We start from the raw sequence: 18046 nt of genomic DNA, 5'->3' as shown, positions 1-18046 counted from the left end.
CGGTCGAAAACGTTTGGAATCGCAAAAAGGTTCCCAGACGTTACAACACGAATGAAATATGGCAAATCCAAGTGGCCTCCCTTGACTTCCCGCCGCTCTAGCGGTGTATCGGCGCCTAACTTTCCAGCAGTTTCCGAAGGGCAAGACCCATGCATGCCTATCGCAGCCATACCTGCGCAGATCTGACCAACGCCAACGTCGGCGAGACCGTCCGCCTTTCCGGCTGGGTGAACCGCATTCGCGATCACGGCGGCATCCTGTTCATCGACCTGCGCGATACCTACGGGATCACGCAGGTGCTGTGCGATCCCGACAGCCCCGCCTTCGCCGAGGTCGAAAAGGTGCGCGCCGAATGGTGCATCCGTATCGACGGTGAGGTGAAGGCCCGCGATCCCGAACTGGTGAACCCCAAGCTGCCGACCGGCGAGATCGAAGTGTTCATCCGTGACATCGAAGTGCTGGGCGCCTCGAACGAGCTGCCGCTGATGGTCTTTGGCGATCAGGAGTACCCGGAAGAAACGCGCCTGCGCTATCGCTACCTCGACCTGCGCCGCGAGGCCATGCAGCGCAACATGACCCTGCGCTCGGACGTGGTCGCCTCGATCCGCCGCCGCATGTGGGACAAGAATTTCCGCGAGTTCCAGACGCCGATCATCACTGCGTCGTCGCCCGAAGGCGCGCGCGACTTCCTCGTGCCGTCGCGCCTGCACCCGGGCAAGTTCTACGCGCTGCCGCAGGCCCCGCAGCAGTTCAAGCAGCTGATCATGGTGTCGGGCTACGACAAGTACTTCCAGATCGCGCCCTGTTTCCGCGACGAAGACCCGCGCGCCGACCGCTCGCCCACCGACTTCTACCAGCTCGACATGGAGATGAGCTTCGTCGAACAGCAGGACGTGTTCGACACGATCTCGCCGGTGATCGCGGGCATCTTCGAAGAGTTCGGCGGTGGCCGTAAGGTCGACGCGCCGAACGAGTGGCCGCAGATCTCCTACCGCGACGCGGCGCTGTGGTACGGCACCGACAAGCCCGACCTGCGAAACCCGATCAAGATGCAGGACACCTCCGAGCACTTCCGCGGCTCCGGCTTCGCGATCTTCGCCAAGCTGCTCGAGCAGGAAGGCACCGAGGTCCGCGCCATCCCCGCGCCCACCGGCGGCTCGCGCAAGTTCTGCGACCGGATGAACGCCTTTGCCCAGAAAGAGGGTCTGCCCGGCATGGGCTACATCTTCTGGCGCGATCAAGGGCAGGGCATCGAAGCGGCCGGCCCGCTGGCCAAGAACATCGGCCCCGAGCGCACCGAGGCGATCCGCCAGCAGCTCGGCCTCGACGTTGGCGATGCCGCCTTCTTCCTTGGCGGCAAGCCCTCGAGCTTCGAGCGGGTGGCGGGAAAGGCGCGCGACGTGATCGGTGCCGAGCTGAAGCTGACCGACGAGAACCGTTTCGCCTTCGCTTGGATTGTCGACTTCCCGATCTACGAGAAGGACGAGGAGACCGGCGAGATCGACTTCGAGCACAACCCGTTCTCGATGCCGCAGGGCGGTATGGACGCGCTGAACGGCGATCCGCTCGACGTTCGCGGCTTCCAGTACGACCTCGCGTGCAACGGCTACGAGTTGGTCTCGGGCGCGATCCGGAACCACAAGCCGGATGTCATGCTGAAGGCCTTCGAAATTGCCGGCTACGGCGAGGACGAGGTGAAGAGCCGCTTTGGCGCGCTCTATCAGGCGTTCCACTACGGCGCGCCGCCGCACGGTGGCTGCGCCGCGGGCATCGACCGGATCGTGATGCTGCTGGCGGATGAGCAAAACATCCGCGAGGTCATCATGTTCCCGATGAACCAGCGCGCCGAGGACCTGATGATGCAGGCGCCCTCCGAGCCCGCTTCGGACCAGCTGATGGAACTGTCGCTGCGGGTCATCCCGCAGGAGTGACGGCAGGAGGCGACCCGGTGCTAGAGACGCTCAGAACCCGCGGCTTCGATGTCGAAGTGCGCAACCACGCCGCGGCGATTCTGAGCGTCGACTTCCCCGAAGAGACTGCCGAACTGGTCGAGACCCTGTCGGCGTTCAGCATCGAACTTTCGGAGCTGATCGCCGGCGGTGGCGGCGAGTCGGGGCAGACCCAGCGGTTGCGGCGCGCGCTCAGCGCCCGCGGCTGGGAAAAGCACAACTTCCTTGTTCAGACCATTGTCGACGGCGTCGAGCGCGACTCGATCTCGCATGAGATCGACCACGTGCGCCGCGCCGGGGCAGGACGGCTGGCGCTCGAGATCGAGTGGAACAACAAGGACCCGTTTTTCGACCGCGATCTCGAGAACTTCCAGCGTCTGCACGCGCAGTCGGCGATCTCTCTTGGCATCGTGGTGACGCGCGGTTCGTCGCTTCAGGAGCGCATGCTGCCGCGCATCCGGGGTTGGCTGGAGGCGAAGGGGCTGCAGTCCGAAGAGGATTTGCAGCGGCTCGGCATCGGTGATCGCACCGCCAAACAGCGCGCGGCGGTCGAGGCGCAGGTGGCCAAGGGCATGTCCTTCCCCGAAGCCTTCGCCCGCAAGTTCGTGGCCGACAAGTTCGGTACAGCCACCACCCATTGGTCGAAGCTTGAAGAGCGCGTGCGCCGCGGCGTCGGCAATCCCTGTCCGCTGGTGCTGATCGGTCTGCCGGAACAGATTCTCAACGGCTGACCAGCGCGCCGGACACCAAACCAAAACGCCAGCCCGAGGGCTGGCGTTTCTTCGTTCCAAGCATCTTCCAAGGCGGGACGACTGCCCGGACGGAGAGTGCGGAGCGAGCCGCGCTTACTCCGCTGCGACGCCCGAGTTGTAGCTGTAGGTCTTCCACGTCGGCTTGTAGTCGGCATCGGCCTGATTGCCCCAGACCGTCCAACCCTCTCGCACGCCGCGCCCGAACATTTCCAGATACGGCCCTTTCGAGCAGCTCTCGATCAATTCGTACTGTTCATCCGGCTTGCGCGAATGCTCGCGCTTGCGGGTCTGGATCATGTTGACCTGACGTCGGCCCGGCGCCTCGGTGCGTGCGTTCTTGCCGCGGGTGCCGAACAGCAGCAGCTCGGTCACATTGCGGAAGTAGAAGCCCACGCCGCGCCCGTCAGAGCCGCCGTCTTTGCGAATCTTGTGCCAGACGATGTTCGACTTGTAATCAAAGCCCCAGGAATTCAGCACCTGCAGCCCTTCGGGCAGCAGTGCGTTGGGCACCCAGAGGTAGCAATGCGCCATGTCCTGCAGGTGATCGGCCACCGGCAGCGCGCAAATCTCCTCGAGCGTCATCGTGGGATACCGCGCAAGGCGCTTGTGTTCGGGGGCGACTTTTCCGGTGCGATTGGTGAAACGCCACGGCGGATCCGCCATGACGGTCCCAAACCGATCATCCCCCAGAAACTCGGACAAATGTTGCGCAGCGCTTTGTGTCATTGCCGAAATATAGACCCCCAGACGCCCCTTTGTCACGCGGCTTTCGTGCCGCGCATGGCGCATTTGCGCTCTATGCGGCATTGCGAACAAAAATGGAACGGGCGGGCGGCCTGCTGCGAAGAAAAAGAGGCGCGACGCCGCAGCGTCGCGCCTCGGTCTATGGTCGGGGGCGTGCCGGCGGGATCCAGCGCGATCAGTCTTCGAGGTGGTCGGCCTTCTTCTTCTCGATCAGGCCGAGTTCCTTGTCCTTGCGGTCGAGAAACCGCTTGCCGTAGGCGTCATTCTCTTCTTGGCCCACGACCTTCTTTGCACGGGCGAACACCTCTTCTTCTTCCTCTTCCATGTGGTGCTCGTAGTCGTGCTTGAGCGTGCGGAAGCGGGTGAGCCAGCCCGGCGAAGACATGTCCATCTCGTTTAGCTCTTCGAGAATCTCGTCCATTTCGGCGTGTTCGTGCACCGAATGGCGCGCGGCGTCTTGACCCCATGTCTCTTTCAGCAGCGCCGAGTAGAACTCTTCCTCTTCGGCGGCGGAATGCGATTTGATCTCGCGGTAGAATTCGTTCCACGCTTCGCGGCGTTCCGGGCTGTCGCCTTCGGTCTTGTCGATCCGGCCCAGAAGGGTGCGGTGATGGTTATGGTCCGAGGTGATGGCATCGTAGATCGAGGTCATTTGGCGCTCCGCATGCAGGTGGCTGATGATCGGATTGGCACGGATCGTGCCTTGTCCGCCCTGCAACGCATCAGCCATGCGGCTGGTTCCGCCCTAGGGGCGCGCGCTAGATCGCGATGCGCCGGTCGAGCCGGTCGCGCAGCACAGCGGCAAGGCGCGACAGCGCATGCTCGGCTGGGCGCTTCGCGGCGCACTCCTCGGCCAGATGCGCTGCCGCAGCCTCAAGCCCGGCATCCCCGGCGCTGCGCCCGAGGCCGCCCAGGAATTGCGCCAGATAGTCGGCGACCTGCGGCGCGGGCGGGCCATCGAGCAGGGTTGCGGCATGGGCGATGTCGTCGTGATATGCCAGCGGATCGGGTCGGATCGGATCCTCCGAAACGAGCCGGATGCCGCTTGGCCTGCGGCTCGGCGGCAGGGCGGCGATGATCGCGTTCTGGAAATGCAGAAGGTTGCGCAGTGGCTTCTCCAGAAAACCGTCGGCCCCCGCCGCCAGCATCACCGGTTCGGCAAACGGATCGCCGCTGGTGCCCAGAAGCACCGGCAGGCGCGGGTTGCGGGCGGCGAGATCAGAGATCAGCCCGGCGCCAGACCCATCGGGCAGGCCGAGATCGATCACCGCGATGGTCGGTCGATAGAGGGACAAATGCCGCTGCGCCGCGCGCAGACAGTCGGCGCGGCGTATTCGGGCCCCGCTGCGCAGCGCCATCAGGCGCAGAGCATCACAGGCATATCGGCTGTCTTCCACCGCCAGCACCGTCATGCCCAGCAGCGGGCGCGTGGCGGTGGGGCGGGGTGGATGCGGCGGTTGGCGGTCACTGTCGCTCATTGTTGTCACCATCGCTCTTTTGGGGGCGCTCGTCTGGCGGCGCATTGGGCTGCATCTTTGCTTGGTGCAGAGGCGGTCCCTGCACCGCTGGCTTGTGCCACCGCCCGGACCTCTTTGCGGCGCGTCGCGGCGGTGATCCCATCCTGCGCCTCCGTGGCTAATGGGCGGTTAATGGACGCACCCGCTTGCGGCAGGGGGGCAGAGCGCGCGATAACCGGGCGACGCGAGGATTCGAGGGAGAGTGTCATGATCGGTCGTCTCAACCATGTCGCCATTGCCGTGCCCGATCTCGAGGCGGCCTCGGCGATGTATCGCGACACGCTGGGCGCCAAGGTGGGCGCGCCGCAGGACGAGCCGGACCACGGCGTGACGGTGGTGTTCATCGAACTGCCCAACACCAAGATCGAACTGCTCTATCCGCTCGGAGACGAGTCTCCGATCAAGGGCTTCCTCGACAAGAACCCCTCGGGCGGCATCCACCATGTCTGCTACGAGGTCGATGATATCCTCGGCGCGCGCGATCACCTGAAGGCGCAGGGCGCGCGGGTGCTGGGCAACGGCGAGCCGAAGATCGGCGCGCATGGAAAGCCGGTGCTGTTCCTGCACCCCAAGGATTTTCAGGGCACGCTGGTCGAGCTGGAACAGGTCTGAGGGCGCATCATGGCGATCACATCGGGCATCGTTCTTTTCGCAGTCATCTGGTTCATGACCTTCCTGTGCGTGATACCGGTGCGGCTGAAGACCCAAGGGGATTTGGGGGAGGTGGTGCCGGGCACCCACGCGGGCAGCCCCGAGGTCCACAATCTCAAGCGCAAGGCGTGGATCACCACCGGCATCTCGGCGGTGCTCTGGGCGGTCGTTGCATCGATCATCTTCAGCGGGATGATCAGCGTTCGCGACATCGACAGCTGGATGTTCAACCGGATGGGACCTGCGGTCACATGCGGAGAGTAAACGCCACGCCGCGCCGAGGAGCGGGCGTGGCGCTGTGTCGGCTCAGCCCACTGGGCGCTCGCCGTGGATGCGGTGGTAGATGTGGGTGAAGGTCGCGGCCCCGAGGATCGGGATCAGCAGGTTCACCAGCGGCACCGACAGTGGCAGCGCCATCAGCACGCCAGCCACCCAGATCGTCGGTAGGTGTCGGCGGCGCAGCACGGCGGCCTGCTCGCGTCCGACGCGGCGCATCGCGGCGAGCGTGAAGTACTCACGCCCCAGCAGAAAGCCGTTCAGTCCCCAAAAAATGAACAGCGCGAAGGGCGCGAAGAGGATGTAGAGCACCAGCGCCACAAGGTTGGCGGCGATCATCACTCCCAAAAAGCTCAGCGTGTCGCGCAGCGCTTCGCCCCAGCCGACTTCCTTGGCCGGGCCGAGTGCCGGATAATGCCGGTCTTCGACCGCCTGCGCCACGTCGTCGAGGAAGAACGAGGTGATGGCAGAGGCCACCGGCACCATCAGCACCACCGATAGCAGCAGCATCAGCGGCACCGCGCCCCAGCTGATCGCGGTGTCGACCCATGTCACGTCGCCGATCCACGGCAGGGTGACGGTGTCACCCACCAGCCATCCGACGACGGTGACGAAAACCACATAGATCAGCACAAAGAGCCCGACCGTCAGGCCGAGCCCCTTGAGCAGCACGGAGCGAAAGCGCGCGTCGCCAATCTGTCCGATGGCCGCGAGGAAGGACGCCGGGATCATGCGTCCATCCAAGTGGTGATCGCCTCGAGGTCGGGGCGCGGGCGCTCGGGCGGGGCCGAGGTCTCGGTGCCGATGTGCACAAATCCCGCGACGCTTTCGTTTGCGGCAAGGCCCAGCGTCTCTTCGACGAAGGCGCGGTCATGCGAAGCCCAGCCGGTCAGCCAGTTGGCGCCCCAACCCGAAGCCAGCGCGGCGTTGAGTAGTGCAAGGCAGGCGGCCCCTGCGGAATAGGTCTGCTCGAGCGCCGGGATTTTGGGACTGTCCTTTTGCACCTCGATCACCGCGACGCAGAGCGGGCTGTCGGCGAAGGCGGCGCGCGCTTTGGCGGCCTGATCGGGGTCCAGGCCAAGCGCCTCTGCGCGCGGGCCGACGGCCTCGGCCAGCCGGTCGAGCGCGGCCCTTTGCAGCACGATGAACCGCCACGGTTCGAGCTTGCCATGGTCCGGGGTGCGCGCCGCCGCGGTGAGCAGCGGCAACAGCGCCTCGCGGTCCGGTGCGGGGCCTTTCAGGGTCTTGGCCGGGCGCGAGCGTCGGCTGAGCAGGAAGTCCATCGCCTGCGGGTTGGGGGTGGGCATCGCTGTCTCCTCATTCAATCGCTTCCTATGTCTGCGTTTGACGGGGCGGATTCAACCGCTTGAGGTGGCATGTATTGTCAGGCGCGCCCCGCGGCCTCGCCTTGATCGCGGCAAGAGTGGCGGCTTGTGAATTGAAAGAGCAATTCGGCTCTAAGGGCGTGCCCGGTGCGAGGCCGAATGCTAAACGCGTCTTAAAGGAGCTCCGCCATGGCCAAAACCGATCTTTCGCATCTCGCATCGCCCGGCGCAGTGCTGGAGTTGCGCGTTACGCCCAAAGCTTCGCGCAATGAGGTGCGCGAGGAGGACGGGCAGATCCGCGTCTACGTCACCACCGTGCCGGAGAACGGCAAGGCCAATGCGGCGGTGGTCAAGCTGCTGTCAAAGGCTCTGGGCGTGCCGAAATCGCGCCTTACGCTGGTGCGGGGCGCGACATCTCGGGACAAGGCTTTTCGCGTGGAGGCGTGATTGCCACGGCTCACTCGCCAGTGTCGCTGCCCTGGCGGGTATAGACACCCTCGGGGAGACTGATCGCGGCGGCGAGATCGCGCATCTGGGTCATCGAGAGGGTGATCTTGTTCACCTTATCGGTGCGCGGGTCATACTGCTCGACCGTGACGCACTCCTCGAAGCTCGAGACGATTACGTCTTCCTGAAGGTGCGGATCGCCCTCGTCGACGAGGGTGACCACGGTGGCGTCGAATTCGTGCTCGATACTGAACATGTCCCCAGCCTAGACGCGCAATGCGGCGGCGGACAATCGCGAATTTGCGGCAGGCTATGAATTTCCTGTGGTTCGTGTCGCCGTGGGTCAGCGGGCAGGCAGGCCCTGCGCAGGAGACGCCGAAAGCACAATGCCGCTATCGAGTGACGGCGAGACTAGCGTGAGCCGCTGCCGCCGCCTATCCTTCCGATAGTCCCAGACCCGGAGCGAGCCGCCACATGCGCCGAATTCTGCCCCTGCTGTTTGTCCTGATGTCTGCCTGTACGGCGGTGCCGATCTCTTCGGTGCCTAGCGGCGGCGGACCGCTGTCCGGCACCGGATCGCGCGCCGCACAGCAATTTGTCGAAGTGGTGGACCGCGTCGAGCCGGTGGCCGAAAGGCAGTGCCGCTCGATTGCCTACAGCGGATCAAACTGCGATTTCCTGATCGTGGTGGATGACCGCCCCGACGAAGAGCCCAACGCCTTTCAGACCCGCGACAGTCAGGGCCGCCCGGTGCTGGCCTTCAACCTCGCACTGATCCGAGATGCGCAAAACGCTGACGAACTGGCCTTCGTCATGGGGCATGAGGCGTCGCACCATATCCTCGGGCATCTTGATCGGGTGCAGGAAGATGCCGCCATCGGCGCGATCATCTTCTCGGGCATCGCCGCGATGACCGGGGCCGACGAGGCGTCGGTGCGCAGCGCCGAAGAGTTCGGCGCCTCGGTGGGGGCGCGCACCTTCACCAAGAATTACGAGCTTGAGGCGGACGAACTGGGCACGGTGATCACCATGCGGGCGGGCTTCGATCCGATCCGCGGCGCGCGATTCTTCGAACGCCTCCCCGATCCGGGCAACCGCTTCCTTGGCACCCATCCACCGAATGGCGCCCGAATCGACGTCGTGCGCCGCACTGCGGCGGCTGTTCAGTCTGGCGGCGGGGTCTGACGTTGATGTGCATCAAGGGCAGGGGGCGCGGCCTCTGTTAGGATCATCCCCGATGAAACGGCCAATAGGGCCGAACAAACGGGGAGACATGCCATGCCCGGAGCGAAAGACTTCAAACGCCACGCCGCGCTTGTTGACCATATGGCCAGCACCGTCGGGGTTGATCTCGAAGAACAGATGATGCGCGGTCGGTTGAGCTTCACCGCGCTTGAGGACGCGGTGTTTGCCTGCACCGGCTGCACCCATCCCGACACCTGCGCGCATTGGATGGCCGCGCAGAAAGGCACCGCCGAGTCGGCGCCGTCCTATTGCCGCAACACCGAGTTGTTCCGCCAGCTTGCAGGGAGGTGAGCCGATGATTTCCGCCTGCATGAAACGCGGAGCGCGTCCGATGCCCCTGGGCGACGAGCGCGCGCATTTCTGGCGCGTGCAGCGCATGGCGCGTGCCACCGGGGTCGATCTGGTTGCGGCGCAAGATCATGGTCTGTTGCCGCAGGGCGATTGGGCCGAGATGGTCGGGCGCTGCCGCGGCTGCCTCTGGGCCGAGGGCTGTGACCGCTGGCTGGACCGGCGGGTGCCGCTCGACGCCGAGGCAGAGCACACGCCCGATGAAGTCCCCGAAGACTGCGTGAACCGGCGTACCTTCGCGGCGCTGCAAGGTGAACTCGTCCAAGAGGTGTGAGCGATGCTTGGAGACACGGCGCGGCATTTCTGGATGACCCGAAGCGTCGCACGGGTGATGGGCGTCAACCTCAGCACGGCGATGCGCCAAGGTCACCTGAGTGCCAAAGACTACGAGGTCATGGTGGCCGCCTGCCGCGGCTGCGCACTGGTCGAACAATGCGAGAAGTGGCTGGCAGCGCGGCATGATCTGGCGAAAGCGCCGCCACCGGGCTGCCGCATCGCGGGGCCGTTGACGCGGCTGCGGCGCCTGCACTGAGCTAGGTGCACTTTTTTGAGAGGGGAGTGCATCCGACTGCGGCCCGTTTCCTGGCAAGCGGGCCGCTTTTTTGTGGCGGGACGGGCTCGCTTGCGAAGGCGCGGCATGCCCAAATTCTGCCCATCGCGCGGCGGCATCGGCCTGCGCCAACGGCTCACGCGCTGTTCACTTTGACTTGCGCGCACCTCGCCCGGTAGCTAGTGCCGTCGAAAATTTCTGGAGTACCCCCGCATGGTCAAGACCCGCTTCGCGAGCGCTGCGCTCGCGCTCGCCCTTTCGCTCGGCTCCGGTGCCGCTTCGGCGCAGGACTTCGTGGCCCGGATCGGCCATCTCGAAAGCACTGCGCAGAGCCGCCACGTGCATCTCGAGAAGGTCGCTGAACTGGTCAAGGAGCGCACCGACGGCGCGGTGGAACTGCAGATCTTCCCGCAAGGCCAGCTCGGCAACCAGCGCCAGATGAACGAGGGTGTGCAGCTTGGCACCATCGAAGGTACCGTTGCCCCCGCCGCCTTCCTTGGAGGCTTTAACCCGGCGGTCTCGATCCTCGACATCCCCTATCTGCTGCCCGAGGACGCCGCCGAGGCGCAGGCGCTGCGCGAAGGCCCCTTCGGCCAGGCGCTGCTGGAGACCTTCGCCGACAAGGGCATGGTGGCGCTGATGCTCTGGCCGAACGGCAAGAAGCAGTTCACCTCGAACAAGCCGCTGGACAGCCTTGCCGACTTCGCCGACCAGAAGTTCCGGGTGATGGACAGCTCGATCCTCATCGAGCAGTTCAACGCGCTGGGTGCTTCGGCGATCGCGCTGCCCTTCGGTGAGCTTTACACCTCGCTGCAGACCGGCGTCGTGGACGGCGAAGAGAACCCGCTCGACACCATCAAGAACATGAAGTTCTACGAGGTGCAGGAGAACGTGGTGATCTCGGATCACGGCGCGATGGAAGACGTGGTGCTGTTCAACCCGATGTTCTGGGAGAGCCTCACGCCCGCCTATCAGGAAGCGATCACCGGTGCCTTCGCCGAAGTCATCCCCGAACTGACCGCCCACAAGGCCGCGGCCGTGGAAGAAGCGCTGCAGGTGATCGAGGAATCGGGCACCAATGTGCGCGTCGCCTCGCCCGAAGAGCGCGCCGAGCTGCGCGAGCTGACCTGGGGCCCGGCGTCCGAGGCCTATCTCGCCAAAGCCGGTGAGGCCGGCGAGGCGCTGCTGACCGCTTACGAAGAGGCCACCGCCGAGTAAGCCCGTGCCCTGCACGTAGATTTATCAAGACCTTGAAAGGCGCCCGGTTCTCCGGGCGCCTCTTTGCAAGCCGCCGTCCGACAACGCTCCGGAGATCACCCATGACATTCCTCAACCTGCTGCGAAGGATCGAGCGCACCATCCTTGTGGTGCTGTTCCTGACTATGGTGGCGCTGTTCTTCGGCTCGGTGGTGATGCGGGAATTCGGCGGCACGCTGGCCAGCCGCTTCGCTTGGATCGAAGAGGCGGTGCGGCTGATGAACCTCTTTCTGGTCTTTCTCGCGCTTGGTCTCGCGCTGGAGCGGGGCAAGCACGTCGGCATCACCAACCTGCGCGACAAGCTGCCAGAGGCCGCGCGGCGCTGGCTGCTGCGGGGCATCGACACGGTGGGCCTGCTGTTCTCGCTCTACGTGGCGTGGCTGGGCGTGCAGATGGTGCAGTTCGTGCTGAACTCGGGCCAGACTTCGCCAACGCTGGGTATTCCCATGGGGCTGATCTACCTCGCACCGGTCATCGGCTTCTTGCTGCTGGCGCTGCGCTACGGGCTGAGTCTGTTTGGTGTGATCGACCGCTTTGCGGCGCAGGCGGAGGCCGAGTGATGCTGGTTCTTGTCATTCTCCTCGCCGTTCTGCTGCTGCTTGCAGGGTTCGAGATGCTGCTGGTGCTGGGCGTGCCCGCGCTGGCCTACAAGGAGCTGTTCTACGCGCGTCTCCCCGACCCGGCGATTGTGCAGAAGATAGTCGGCGGCATCGACCATACCACGCTGCTGGCCATTCCCTTCTTCATCTTTGCCGCCAACCTGATGGGGGCGGGGCAGATCGCCGCGCAGCTGGTGAACGTGGTGAAGGCTCTTGTCGGCCACACCCGTGGCGGCATTGGCCATGTGGTCGTCGGCGGTTCCATGGCCTTTGGCGCGGTCTCGGGCTCGGCCCCGGCCACCGTCGCGGCCATGGGCCGGATGGTCTACCCCGAGATGAAACGGGCCGGCTACTCCGACAAGTTCAGCCTCGGCCTGCTGGTGGCCAGCGCCGAGACCTCGCTGCTGATCCCGCCGTCGATCACCCTCATCGTTTACGGCTGGATGACCGGCACCTCCATCTCCCAGCTTTTCGCCGGCGGGCTTGCGGTGGGCATCGTGCTCGGCCTCGCCTTCGCGCTCTTCGTCTGGCTGGAAGCCGGCAAGGGCGGGGTGTCGCGCGAGCCGCGCGTGCCGTGGTCCGAGCGCCTGCGGGCGATCTGGCAGGCGAAATGGGCGCTGGGAATGCCGGTGATCATCTTGGGCGGCATCTACTCGGGCTTCATCACCCCGACCGAGGCGGCGGCGGTCAGCGTGGTCTATGCCATCGTTGTCGAGGCCGTCATCCTGCGCAGCCTGACCTGGAGCGATCTGTTCAAGATCACCGAGCGCAGCGCCATCAACACCGCGATCATCTTCGTGCTGCTGGCGATGGGCGGGCTGATCTCCTTCTTCGTGACGCTGGCGCAGGTGCCGAACTCGATCATCGGCCTCCTCGAGAGCGTGGACGCGGGCTGGATCACCTTCCTGATGGTGGCCAACTTGTGTTTCTTTATCGCGGGCATGTTCATCGACCCGAACTCGGCGCTGCTTGTGCTGGTGCCGCCGCTGTTTCCTGTGGCGCAGTCGCTGGGGATCGATCCGGTACACTTCGGCATGATCGTCACGCTGAACATTTCGCTGGGGATGATCACGCCGCCGTTCGGGCTGGATATTTTTGTCGCCTCTTCGACGCTGGGCAAACCGGTGACGCAGATCATCGCCGGGGTCTGGCCGTTTGTCGTGGTCAACGTGATCGTGCTGCTGCTGATCACCTACCTGCCGCAAATCTCGCTCTTCGTGCCGAAACTTATCTTCGGCTAAGCGCAGCGGCGCGGCGGCTCTCCACATCGCCGCGCCGGGCTGCTACACCCCTCGTGACATTGAGAGCATGAGGGCGTTGCAGCATGACCACTCCGAAACCCGTTGTCCTGACCATCCTCGACGGCTGGGGCCTGCGCGACGAGACGGCGTATAACGCCCCGGCGCTGGCCAAGACGCCGACCATGGACAAGCTCTACGCCAGCTGCCCGCATGCCACGCTAACCACTTTCGGGCCGGACGTGGGCCTGCCTTCGGGGCAGATGGGCAACTCGGAAGTGGGCCACACCAATATCGGTGCGGGCCGGGTGGTGGCGATGGATCTGGGGCAGATCGACCTGTCGATCGAGGACGGGTCCTTCTTCAAGAACGAGGCCATTCTGGCGTTCGCCTCCAAGGTGAAGGACGCGGGCGGCCGCGCGCATCTTATGGGCGTGGTCTCGGACGGCGGCGTGCATGGTCATATCGAGCACATCAAGGCGGCGGTGAAGCTGCTGGTGGATCAGGGCCTTGAGGTGGTGCTGCACGCGATCACCGATGGCCGCGATGTCGCGCCGAAGTCGGGCGAGGGGTTCATGAAGGACCTTGTCGCGAGCCTGCCCGACGGTGCCAGCATCGGCACGGTGATCGGCCGCTACTACGCTATGGACCGCGACAACCGCTGGGAGCGGGTCGAGACGGCCTATGACGCGATGATCAAGGGCGAGGGCGAAAACGCCCCCGATGCTGTGACCGCGGTCAGCCAGAACTACGCCAAGGACAAGACCGACGAGTTCGTCCCCGCCACCGTCGTCGGCGGCTATCAGGGGCTGAAGGCGGGCGACGGTTTCTTCTGCCTCAATTTCCGCGCCGACCGCGCGCGAGAGATTCTTGCCGCCATCGCAGCGCCCGACTTCGACGGGTTCGCGCGTGAGACGCCCGAGCTTTCGGCGCTGCTCGGGATGGTCGAGTATTCCGACAAGCACAACGAATACATGACCACCGCCTTTCCGAAGCGGGTGATCGTCAACACGCTGGGCGAATGGGTGGCCAAGCAGGGGCTCAAGCAGTTCCGCCTCGCCGAGACCGAGAAATACCCGCATGTCACCTTCTTCCTCAACGGCGGCAAGGAGACCCCGGAGGACGGCGAGGACCGCTTCATGCCCAAGTCGCCGAAGGTGGCGACCTACGACCTGCAGCCCGAAATGTCCGAGCCCGAAGTGGCCGAACGCTTCGTCGATGCGATCGAGAAGGGCTATGACCTGATCGTCACCAATTTCGCCAACCCCGATATGGTCGGCCACACCGGCGATCTCGATGCGGCGATCAAGGCCTGCGAGGCGGTGGACGAAGGGCTTGGCAAGGTCGTGGCGGCGCTGGAGAAGGCGGGCGGCGCGATGGTTGTCATCGCCGACCACGGCAACTGCGAGACGATGTGGGACGAGGCAACCGATGGGCCGCACACCGCGCACACCACCAACCCGGTGCCGGTGATCCTCTTCGGCGGCCCCGAGGGCGCGACGGTGCATGACGGTATCCTTGCCGACGTCGCCCCGACGCTGCTGCAGCTGATGAACCTGCCGCAGCCCGAGGAGATGACCGGGAAGAGCCTGATCGACACATGAAAGCCGCGGCGCTGATCCTCTGCCTTCTGGCGGGCCCCGCACTGGCGCAGGCGCCCGGTGACGCCGCGCGGGCCGCGGCACGGGCACTGGAAGAGGCCTCGCTGCAACTTGATGCCGCCGAAGGCTCGCGCGATCGGGTGCGGGCGCTGACGCAGACCGTTACCGCCTACGAGGATGGGCTGGCGGCGCTGCGCGACGGTCTGCGCGAGGCGGCTGTGCGCGAGACCGAATTGAGCCGCCGTCTGGAGGCGCAGGACGAAGAGATCGCGCAGCTTCTGGGCGCGCTGTCGAGCCTTGGCAGCACCGCCGCGCCAGAGGCATTGCTGCATCCGGCGGGGCCGGTGGGCTCGGCGCGGGCGGGCATGCTGTTGGCTTCTGTGACGCCGGGGCTGGCGCAGGAGGCGCGGGCTCTGCGGTCCGATCTTACCGAGGTCGCCGAGTTGCGTGCCTTGCAGGAGAACGCCGCGCAGACGTTGCGCGAGGGGCTGGCGGGCGTGCAGCGGGCCCGCACCGAGCTCAGTCAGGCGGTGGCCGACCGCACCGACCTGCCGAAGCGTTTCACCGAGGACCCGGTGCGCACTGCGATCCTGATCTCGGCCACCGAGACGCTTGACGGGTTTGCATCGGGGCTGGCGCAGATCACCTCGGACGAAGCGCCGAACTCGCTGCCGCCGGTGGATGAACTCAAGGGCGCGCTGGAACTGCCGGTGCGCGGACAGGTGCTGCGCGGCGCGAACGAGGCGGATGCGGCAGGGGTCCGGCGCCCCGGCATCGTGGTCGCGACGCGGCCGCAGGCGCTGGTCACCACGCCGACGGCGGCCACCGTGCGCTATTCCGGGCCGCTGCTCGACTACGGTCTGGTGACCATTCTCGAGCCGCAGCCCGATCTTTTGTTCGTGCTGGCCGGGCTGGACGAGAGCTATGCCGAGACCGGCGAGATCCTGCCCGAAGGCGCGGCGGTGGGGTTGATGGGCGACGCGGCATCTGACAGCGCGTCACTGTCACGTGAAGGTTCCGGCGCTGGACGCACGGAAACCCTGTATATAGAGGTAAGAGAGGGCGACGCCCCCGTGGACCCGCTAGAATGGTTCGCCAGCGACAAGGGATGATCTGAGGATGAACAAGTTTCTGATGGCCGCTCTGGGCGGCACCGTGGCAGGGGTTGTGGCGACGACGCAATTCGTCGGCCCGCTGCTTGCGCAGGAGGCCGAAAAGAACACCTCCGTCTACGAGCAGCTCGACCTCTTCGGCGACATCTTCGAGCGCATCCGTGCGCAATATGTGACCGACGTCGATGACGAGAAGCTGATCGAGGCCGCCATCAATGGCATGCTCACCTCGCTCGACCCGCATTCGAGCTATTTGGCGCCCGACGATGCCGCCGACATGCGCGTGCAGACGCGCGGCGAGTTCGGCGGTCTGGGCATCGAGGTCACGCAGGAAGATGGCTTCGTGAAGGTCGTCTCGCCGATGGACGGCACCCCGGCAGACGAAGCCGGCGTCGAGGCCGGCGACTTCATCACCCATGTCGATGGCGAGTCGGTTCTGGGCCTGTCGCTCGACGAGGCGGTGGACAAGATGCGCGGGCCGGTCGGTTCCGAGATCCTCATCACCGTCGTGCGTGAGGGCGAGGAAGAGCCCATCGAGATCTCGATCATCCGCGACACGATCACCCTGACCGCGGTGCGGACGCGCCGCGAGGGCGACACCGTCGTGCTGCGCGTGACCACCTTCAACGACCAGACCTATCCCAACCTCGCCGAGGGGCTGGCCAACGAGATCGAGGAAGCCGGTGGCATGGACAAGATCAACGGCATCGTCGTCGATCTGCGCAACAACCCCGGTGGCCTGCTGACCCAGGCGATCAAAGTGGCCGACGCGTTCCTCGACAAGGGCGAGATCGTCTCGACCCGCGGTCGCAACCCGTCGGACGGTGACCGCTACAACGCGACCGAGGGGGACCTCTCGGAAGGCAAGCCGATCGTGGTGCTGATCAACGGTGGCTCGGCGTCGGCATCGGAGATCGTCGCGGGCGCGCTGAAGGATCACCGCCGCGCCGTGGTTGTGGGCACCAAGAGCTTTGGCAAGGGCTCGGTGCAGACGGTCATGCCGCTGCGTGGCGATGGTGCAATGCGCCTGACCACCGCGCGCTATTACACGCCGTCGGGCCGGTCGATCCAAGCGCTTGGCGTGTCGCCCGACATCGTCGTGGAGCAGCGTCCGCCGGAGCCGGAGAGTGACGAGGACGCCCCCGCAGGCTTCAGCCGCTCCGAGGCCGATCTGCGCGGCGCGCTGGACAACGACAGCCTGACCGAAGACGAGGTGCGCCAGATCGAGGAAGATCGCGCCAAGGCCGAGCAAGCGGCGCAGCTGCGTCAGGACGATTACCAGCTGGCCTATGCGATCGACATCCTCAAGGGCCTCAGCGTGCTGGGCGACGAGCAGGCGCTGATGCAGCAGGCCGAGGCGCGCGACGAGTAAGACCTCGACACCGTGCAACACCAAGGGCGCGTCCGCTGGGCGCGCCTTTTTTGTTATGGCGTGGGCGGCTGGCCAGCGCGGGCCTTTTCCCCGCGCCGCCGCGGCGCTAGCTTGCGCCGCAAAGCAAGGAGTCGCCGATGAAGACCATGAGCCCCGAAGAGATCGCCGCGTTGCCCTATCGCCGCAATGTCGGTGTCATGCTCGCCAATGCCGACGGGCATGTCTTTGTCGGCCAACGCATCGACAGCGACGTGCCCGCTTGGCAGATGCCGCAGGGCGGGATCGACAAGGGCGAAGAGCCGCGCGAAGCCGCACTGCGCGAGCTGGAAGAAGAGATCGGCGTCAGCCCGGCGCTGGTCACCGTCGAGGCCGAGACCGACGGCTGGATCGCCTATGACCTGCCGCATGACATCGTGCCGCGCATCTGGAAGGGCCGCTACAAGGGGCAGGAGCAGAAATGGTATCTGCTGCGCTTTCAGGGCAGCGATGCGCAGGTGAACATCGCCACCGAACATCCCGAGTTCTCGGAATGGTGCTGGCTTCCCGCCGACGAGGTGCTGGAGCAGATCGTGCCCTTCAAGCGCGCGGTCTACGCGCAGGTCATCGCCGCCTTCCGGGACAAGCTGTGATCCGGGCATTGCTGCTGGCGCTGATGTGCTGCGCCGCCGGCCCCGCGCTGGCGCTCAAATGCCTTGCGCCCGATGTGGCCCGCGACGTGCGCGCGGCGGCGGCGGACGATGCGTCGTGGTTGGCGGTCAACGGCGTGCTGGAAACCGGCCCGGTGCCACCGCGGGGCGGCGAAGTCGCCGCGCGGATCTGGGGCTGGGCCTTGGGCGATGAGGGCTTCAGCCGTCCGTTCGACAGCCGCATTACCCTGCGCGCCCTGTGTTTTGGCCCGTGGTGCGGCGAGGCCACCAGCGGCAAGCTGGCGGCACTGCTCAAGCGCGAGGGCGACCGCTACGTGCTGATCGCCGATCCCTGCGGTGCCAATCTCTGGCCCGAGCCGCGCAAGCGCCAGATCGAGACCCTGCGTCGGGCCTGCCTCAAGGCGGGCTGCAAATGA

23 protein-coding genes are annotated in these 18046 nt (G+C 65.6%); 17 read left to right on the top strand and 6 right to left on the bottom strand.

Annotated elements, in window-relative coordinates:
• Nucleotides 1-149: 149 nt before the first annotated feature.
• Together aspS and ACXAJT_RS05865 are read left to right on the top strand one after the other, a co-directional pair.
• Nucleotides 150-1931, top strand: coding sequence for an aspartate--tRNA ligase (aspS, locus tag ACXAJT_RS05870; RefSeq protein ID WP_475233764.1), 1782 nt, complete (start codon nt 150-152; stop codon nt 1929-1931).
• Between the two features lie 17 nt (nt 1932-1948).
• Nucleotides 1949-2680 (top strand): BglII/BstYI family type II restriction endonuclease, encoded by a 732-nt coding sequence (locus tag ACXAJT_RS05865; protein WP_475233763.1) that lies wholly within the window; start codon nt 1949-1951, stop codon nt 2678-2680.
• A 114-nt stretch (nt 2681-2794) separates the two neighbouring features.
• Here ACXAJT_RS05865 and ACXAJT_RS05860 read toward each other — a convergent pair whose 3' ends face one another.
• From ACXAJT_RS05860 to ACXAJT_RS05850, 3 genes are all read right to left on the bottom strand, one after another.
• Nucleotides 2795-3427, bottom strand: coding sequence for an MT-A70 family methyltransferase (locus tag ACXAJT_RS05860; protein WP_475234164.1), 633 nt, complete (start codon nt 3425-3427; stop codon nt 2795-2797).
• 193 nt (nt 3428-3620) lie between these two features.
• Nucleotides 3621-4097, bottom strand: a complete 477-nt coding sequence (locus tag ACXAJT_RS05855; protein WP_475234162.1) for a hemerythrin domain-containing protein — start codon at nt 4095-4097, stop codon at nt 3621-3623.
• A 106-nt stretch (nt 4098-4203) separates the two neighbouring features.
• Entirely contained in the window at nt 4204-4923 is a 720-nt protein-coding gene (locus tag ACXAJT_RS05850) for a response regulator transcription factor (protein WP_475233761.1), read from the bottom strand.
• Nucleotides 4924-5169: 246 nt separating this feature from the next.
• Between ACXAJT_RS05850 and mce the strand changes: the two genes are divergently transcribed.
• Both mce and ACXAJT_RS05840 read left to right on the top strand, forming a co-directional pair.
• Nucleotides 5170-5574, top strand: coding sequence for a methylmalonyl-CoA epimerase (gene mce, locus ACXAJT_RS05845; RefSeq protein WP_475233760.1), 405 nt, complete (start codon nt 5170-5172; stop codon nt 5572-5574).
• Between the two features lie 9 nt (nt 5575-5583).
• Nucleotides 5584-5877 carry a DUF1467 family protein gene (locus ACXAJT_RS05840; RefSeq protein ID WP_475233759.1) on the top strand — a complete coding sequence of 98 codons (294 nt, stop codon included), beginning with the start codon at nt 5584-5586 and terminating at the stop codon, nt 5875-5877.
• A gap of 42 nt (nt 5878-5919) precedes the next feature.
• Here the strand turns inward: ACXAJT_RS05840 and ACXAJT_RS05835 are convergent, their stop codons facing one another.
• Together ACXAJT_RS05835 and ACXAJT_RS05830 are read right to left on the bottom strand one after the other, a co-directional pair.
• Entirely contained in the window at nt 5920-6621 is a 702-nt protein-coding gene (locus ACXAJT_RS05835) for an EI24 domain-containing protein (protein WP_475233757.1), read from the bottom strand.
• Entirely contained in the window at nt 6618-7196 is a 579-nt protein-coding gene (locus ACXAJT_RS05830) for a nitroreductase family protein (protein WP_475233756.1), read from the bottom strand. The genes ACXAJT_RS05835 and ACXAJT_RS05830 overlap by 4 nt, the downstream gene beginning before the upstream one ends.
• A gap of 207 nt (nt 7197-7403) precedes the next feature.
• Here ACXAJT_RS05830 and ACXAJT_RS05825 point away from each other — a divergent pair, with 207 nt between their 5' ends.
• The gene (locus tag ACXAJT_RS05825; protein WP_475233754.1) at nt 7404-7661 is read left to right on the top strand and encodes a DUF167 domain-containing protein; all 258 of its coding nucleotides are present in this window, start codon (nt 7404-7406) and stop codon (nt 7659-7661) included.
• A gap of 10 nt (nt 7662-7671) precedes the next feature.
• On the opposite strand, the gene ACXAJT_RS05820 is transcribed toward ACXAJT_RS05825, so the two are convergent.
• Nucleotides 7672-7917: a hypothetical protein gene (locus tag ACXAJT_RS05820; protein WP_475233753.1), complete on the bottom strand. Its 246-nt coding sequence runs from the start codon at nt 7915-7917 to the stop codon at nt 7672-7674.
• Nucleotides 7918-8135: 218 nt separating this feature from the next.
• Here ACXAJT_RS05820 and ACXAJT_RS05815 point away from each other — a divergent pair, with 218 nt between their 5' ends.
• The 12 genes from ACXAJT_RS05815 to ACXAJT_RS05760 all read left to right on the top strand — a co-directional run bounded on the left by ACXAJT_RS05815 (nt 8136) and on the right by ACXAJT_RS05760 (nt 18046).
• Nucleotides 8136-8846: a M48 family metallopeptidase gene (locus ACXAJT_RS05815; protein WP_475233752.1), complete on the top strand. Its 711-nt coding sequence runs from the start codon at nt 8136-8138 to the stop codon at nt 8844-8846.
• A 93-nt stretch (nt 8847-8939) separates the two neighbouring features.
• On the top strand, nt 8940-9197 hold the full coding sequence (locus ACXAJT_RS05810) for a DUF6455 family protein (RefSeq protein ID WP_475233751.1): 258 nt from the start codon (nt 8940-8942) through the stop codon (nt 9195-9197).
• Nucleotides 9198-9237: 40 nt separating this feature from the next.
• On the top strand, nt 9238-9528 hold the full coding sequence (locus tag ACXAJT_RS05805; protein ID WP_475233749.1) for a DUF6455 family protein: 291 nt from the start codon (nt 9238-9240) through the stop codon (nt 9526-9528).
• 3 nt (nt 9529-9531) lie between these two features.
• Nucleotides 9532-9786, top strand: a complete 255-nt coding sequence (locus tag ACXAJT_RS05800) for a DUF6455 family protein (RefSeq protein WP_475233747.1) — start codon at nt 9532-9534, stop codon at nt 9784-9786.
• 231 nt (nt 9787-10017) lie between these two features.
• Nucleotides 10018-11022 carry a TRAP transporter substrate-binding protein gene (locus tag ACXAJT_RS05795; protein WP_475233746.1) on the top strand — a complete coding sequence of 335 codons (1005 nt, stop codon included), beginning with the start codon at nt 10018-10020 and terminating at the stop codon, nt 11020-11022.
• Nucleotides 11023-11123: 101 nt separating this feature from the next.
• Nucleotides 11124-11621: a TRAP transporter small permease gene (locus ACXAJT_RS05790; protein WP_475233744.1), complete on the top strand. Its 498-nt coding sequence runs from the start codon at nt 11124-11126 to the stop codon at nt 11619-11621.
• Complete coding sequence (locus tag ACXAJT_RS05785) at nt 11621-12901, top strand: TRAP transporter large permease (RefSeq protein ID WP_475233742.1); 1281 nt, start codon at nt 11621-11623, stop codon at nt 12899-12901. The genes ACXAJT_RS05790 and ACXAJT_RS05785 overlap by 1 nt, the downstream gene beginning before the upstream one ends.
• Before the next feature lie 83 nt (nt 12902-12984).
• Entirely contained in the window at nt 12985-14502 is a 1518-nt protein-coding gene (gene gpmI, locus ACXAJT_RS05780; RefSeq protein ID WP_475233741.1) for a 2,3-bisphosphoglycerate-independent phosphoglycerate mutase, read from the top strand.
• Nucleotides 14499-15611, top strand: a complete 1113-nt coding sequence (locus ACXAJT_RS05775) for a murein hydrolase activator EnvC family protein (RefSeq protein ID WP_475233739.1) — start codon at nt 14499-14501, stop codon at nt 15609-15611. Before gpmI ends, ACXAJT_RS05775 begins: the two co-directional genes overlap by 4 nt.
• Before the next feature lie 7 nt (nt 15612-15618).
• Nucleotides 15619-16983 (top strand): S41 family peptidase, encoded by a 1365-nt coding sequence (locus tag ACXAJT_RS05770; protein WP_475233738.1) that lies wholly within the window; start codon nt 15619-15621, stop codon nt 16981-16983.
• 146 nt (nt 16984-17129) lie between these two features.
• Nucleotides 17130-17612, top strand: a complete 483-nt coding sequence (locus ACXAJT_RS05765; protein WP_475234161.1) for an RNA pyrophosphohydrolase — start codon at nt 17130-17132, stop codon at nt 17610-17612.
• Entirely contained in the window at nt 17609-18046 is a 438-nt protein-coding gene (locus tag ACXAJT_RS05760) for a hypothetical protein (RefSeq protein WP_475233736.1), read from the top strand. Before ACXAJT_RS05765 ends, ACXAJT_RS05760 begins: the two co-directional genes overlap by 4 nt.

Source organism: Salipiger sp. ABF4_146 (assembly GCF_056161345.1).
Note: the sequence above shows the minus strand (reverse complement) of the source record. Positions and strands in the feature narration are given on the sequence as shown.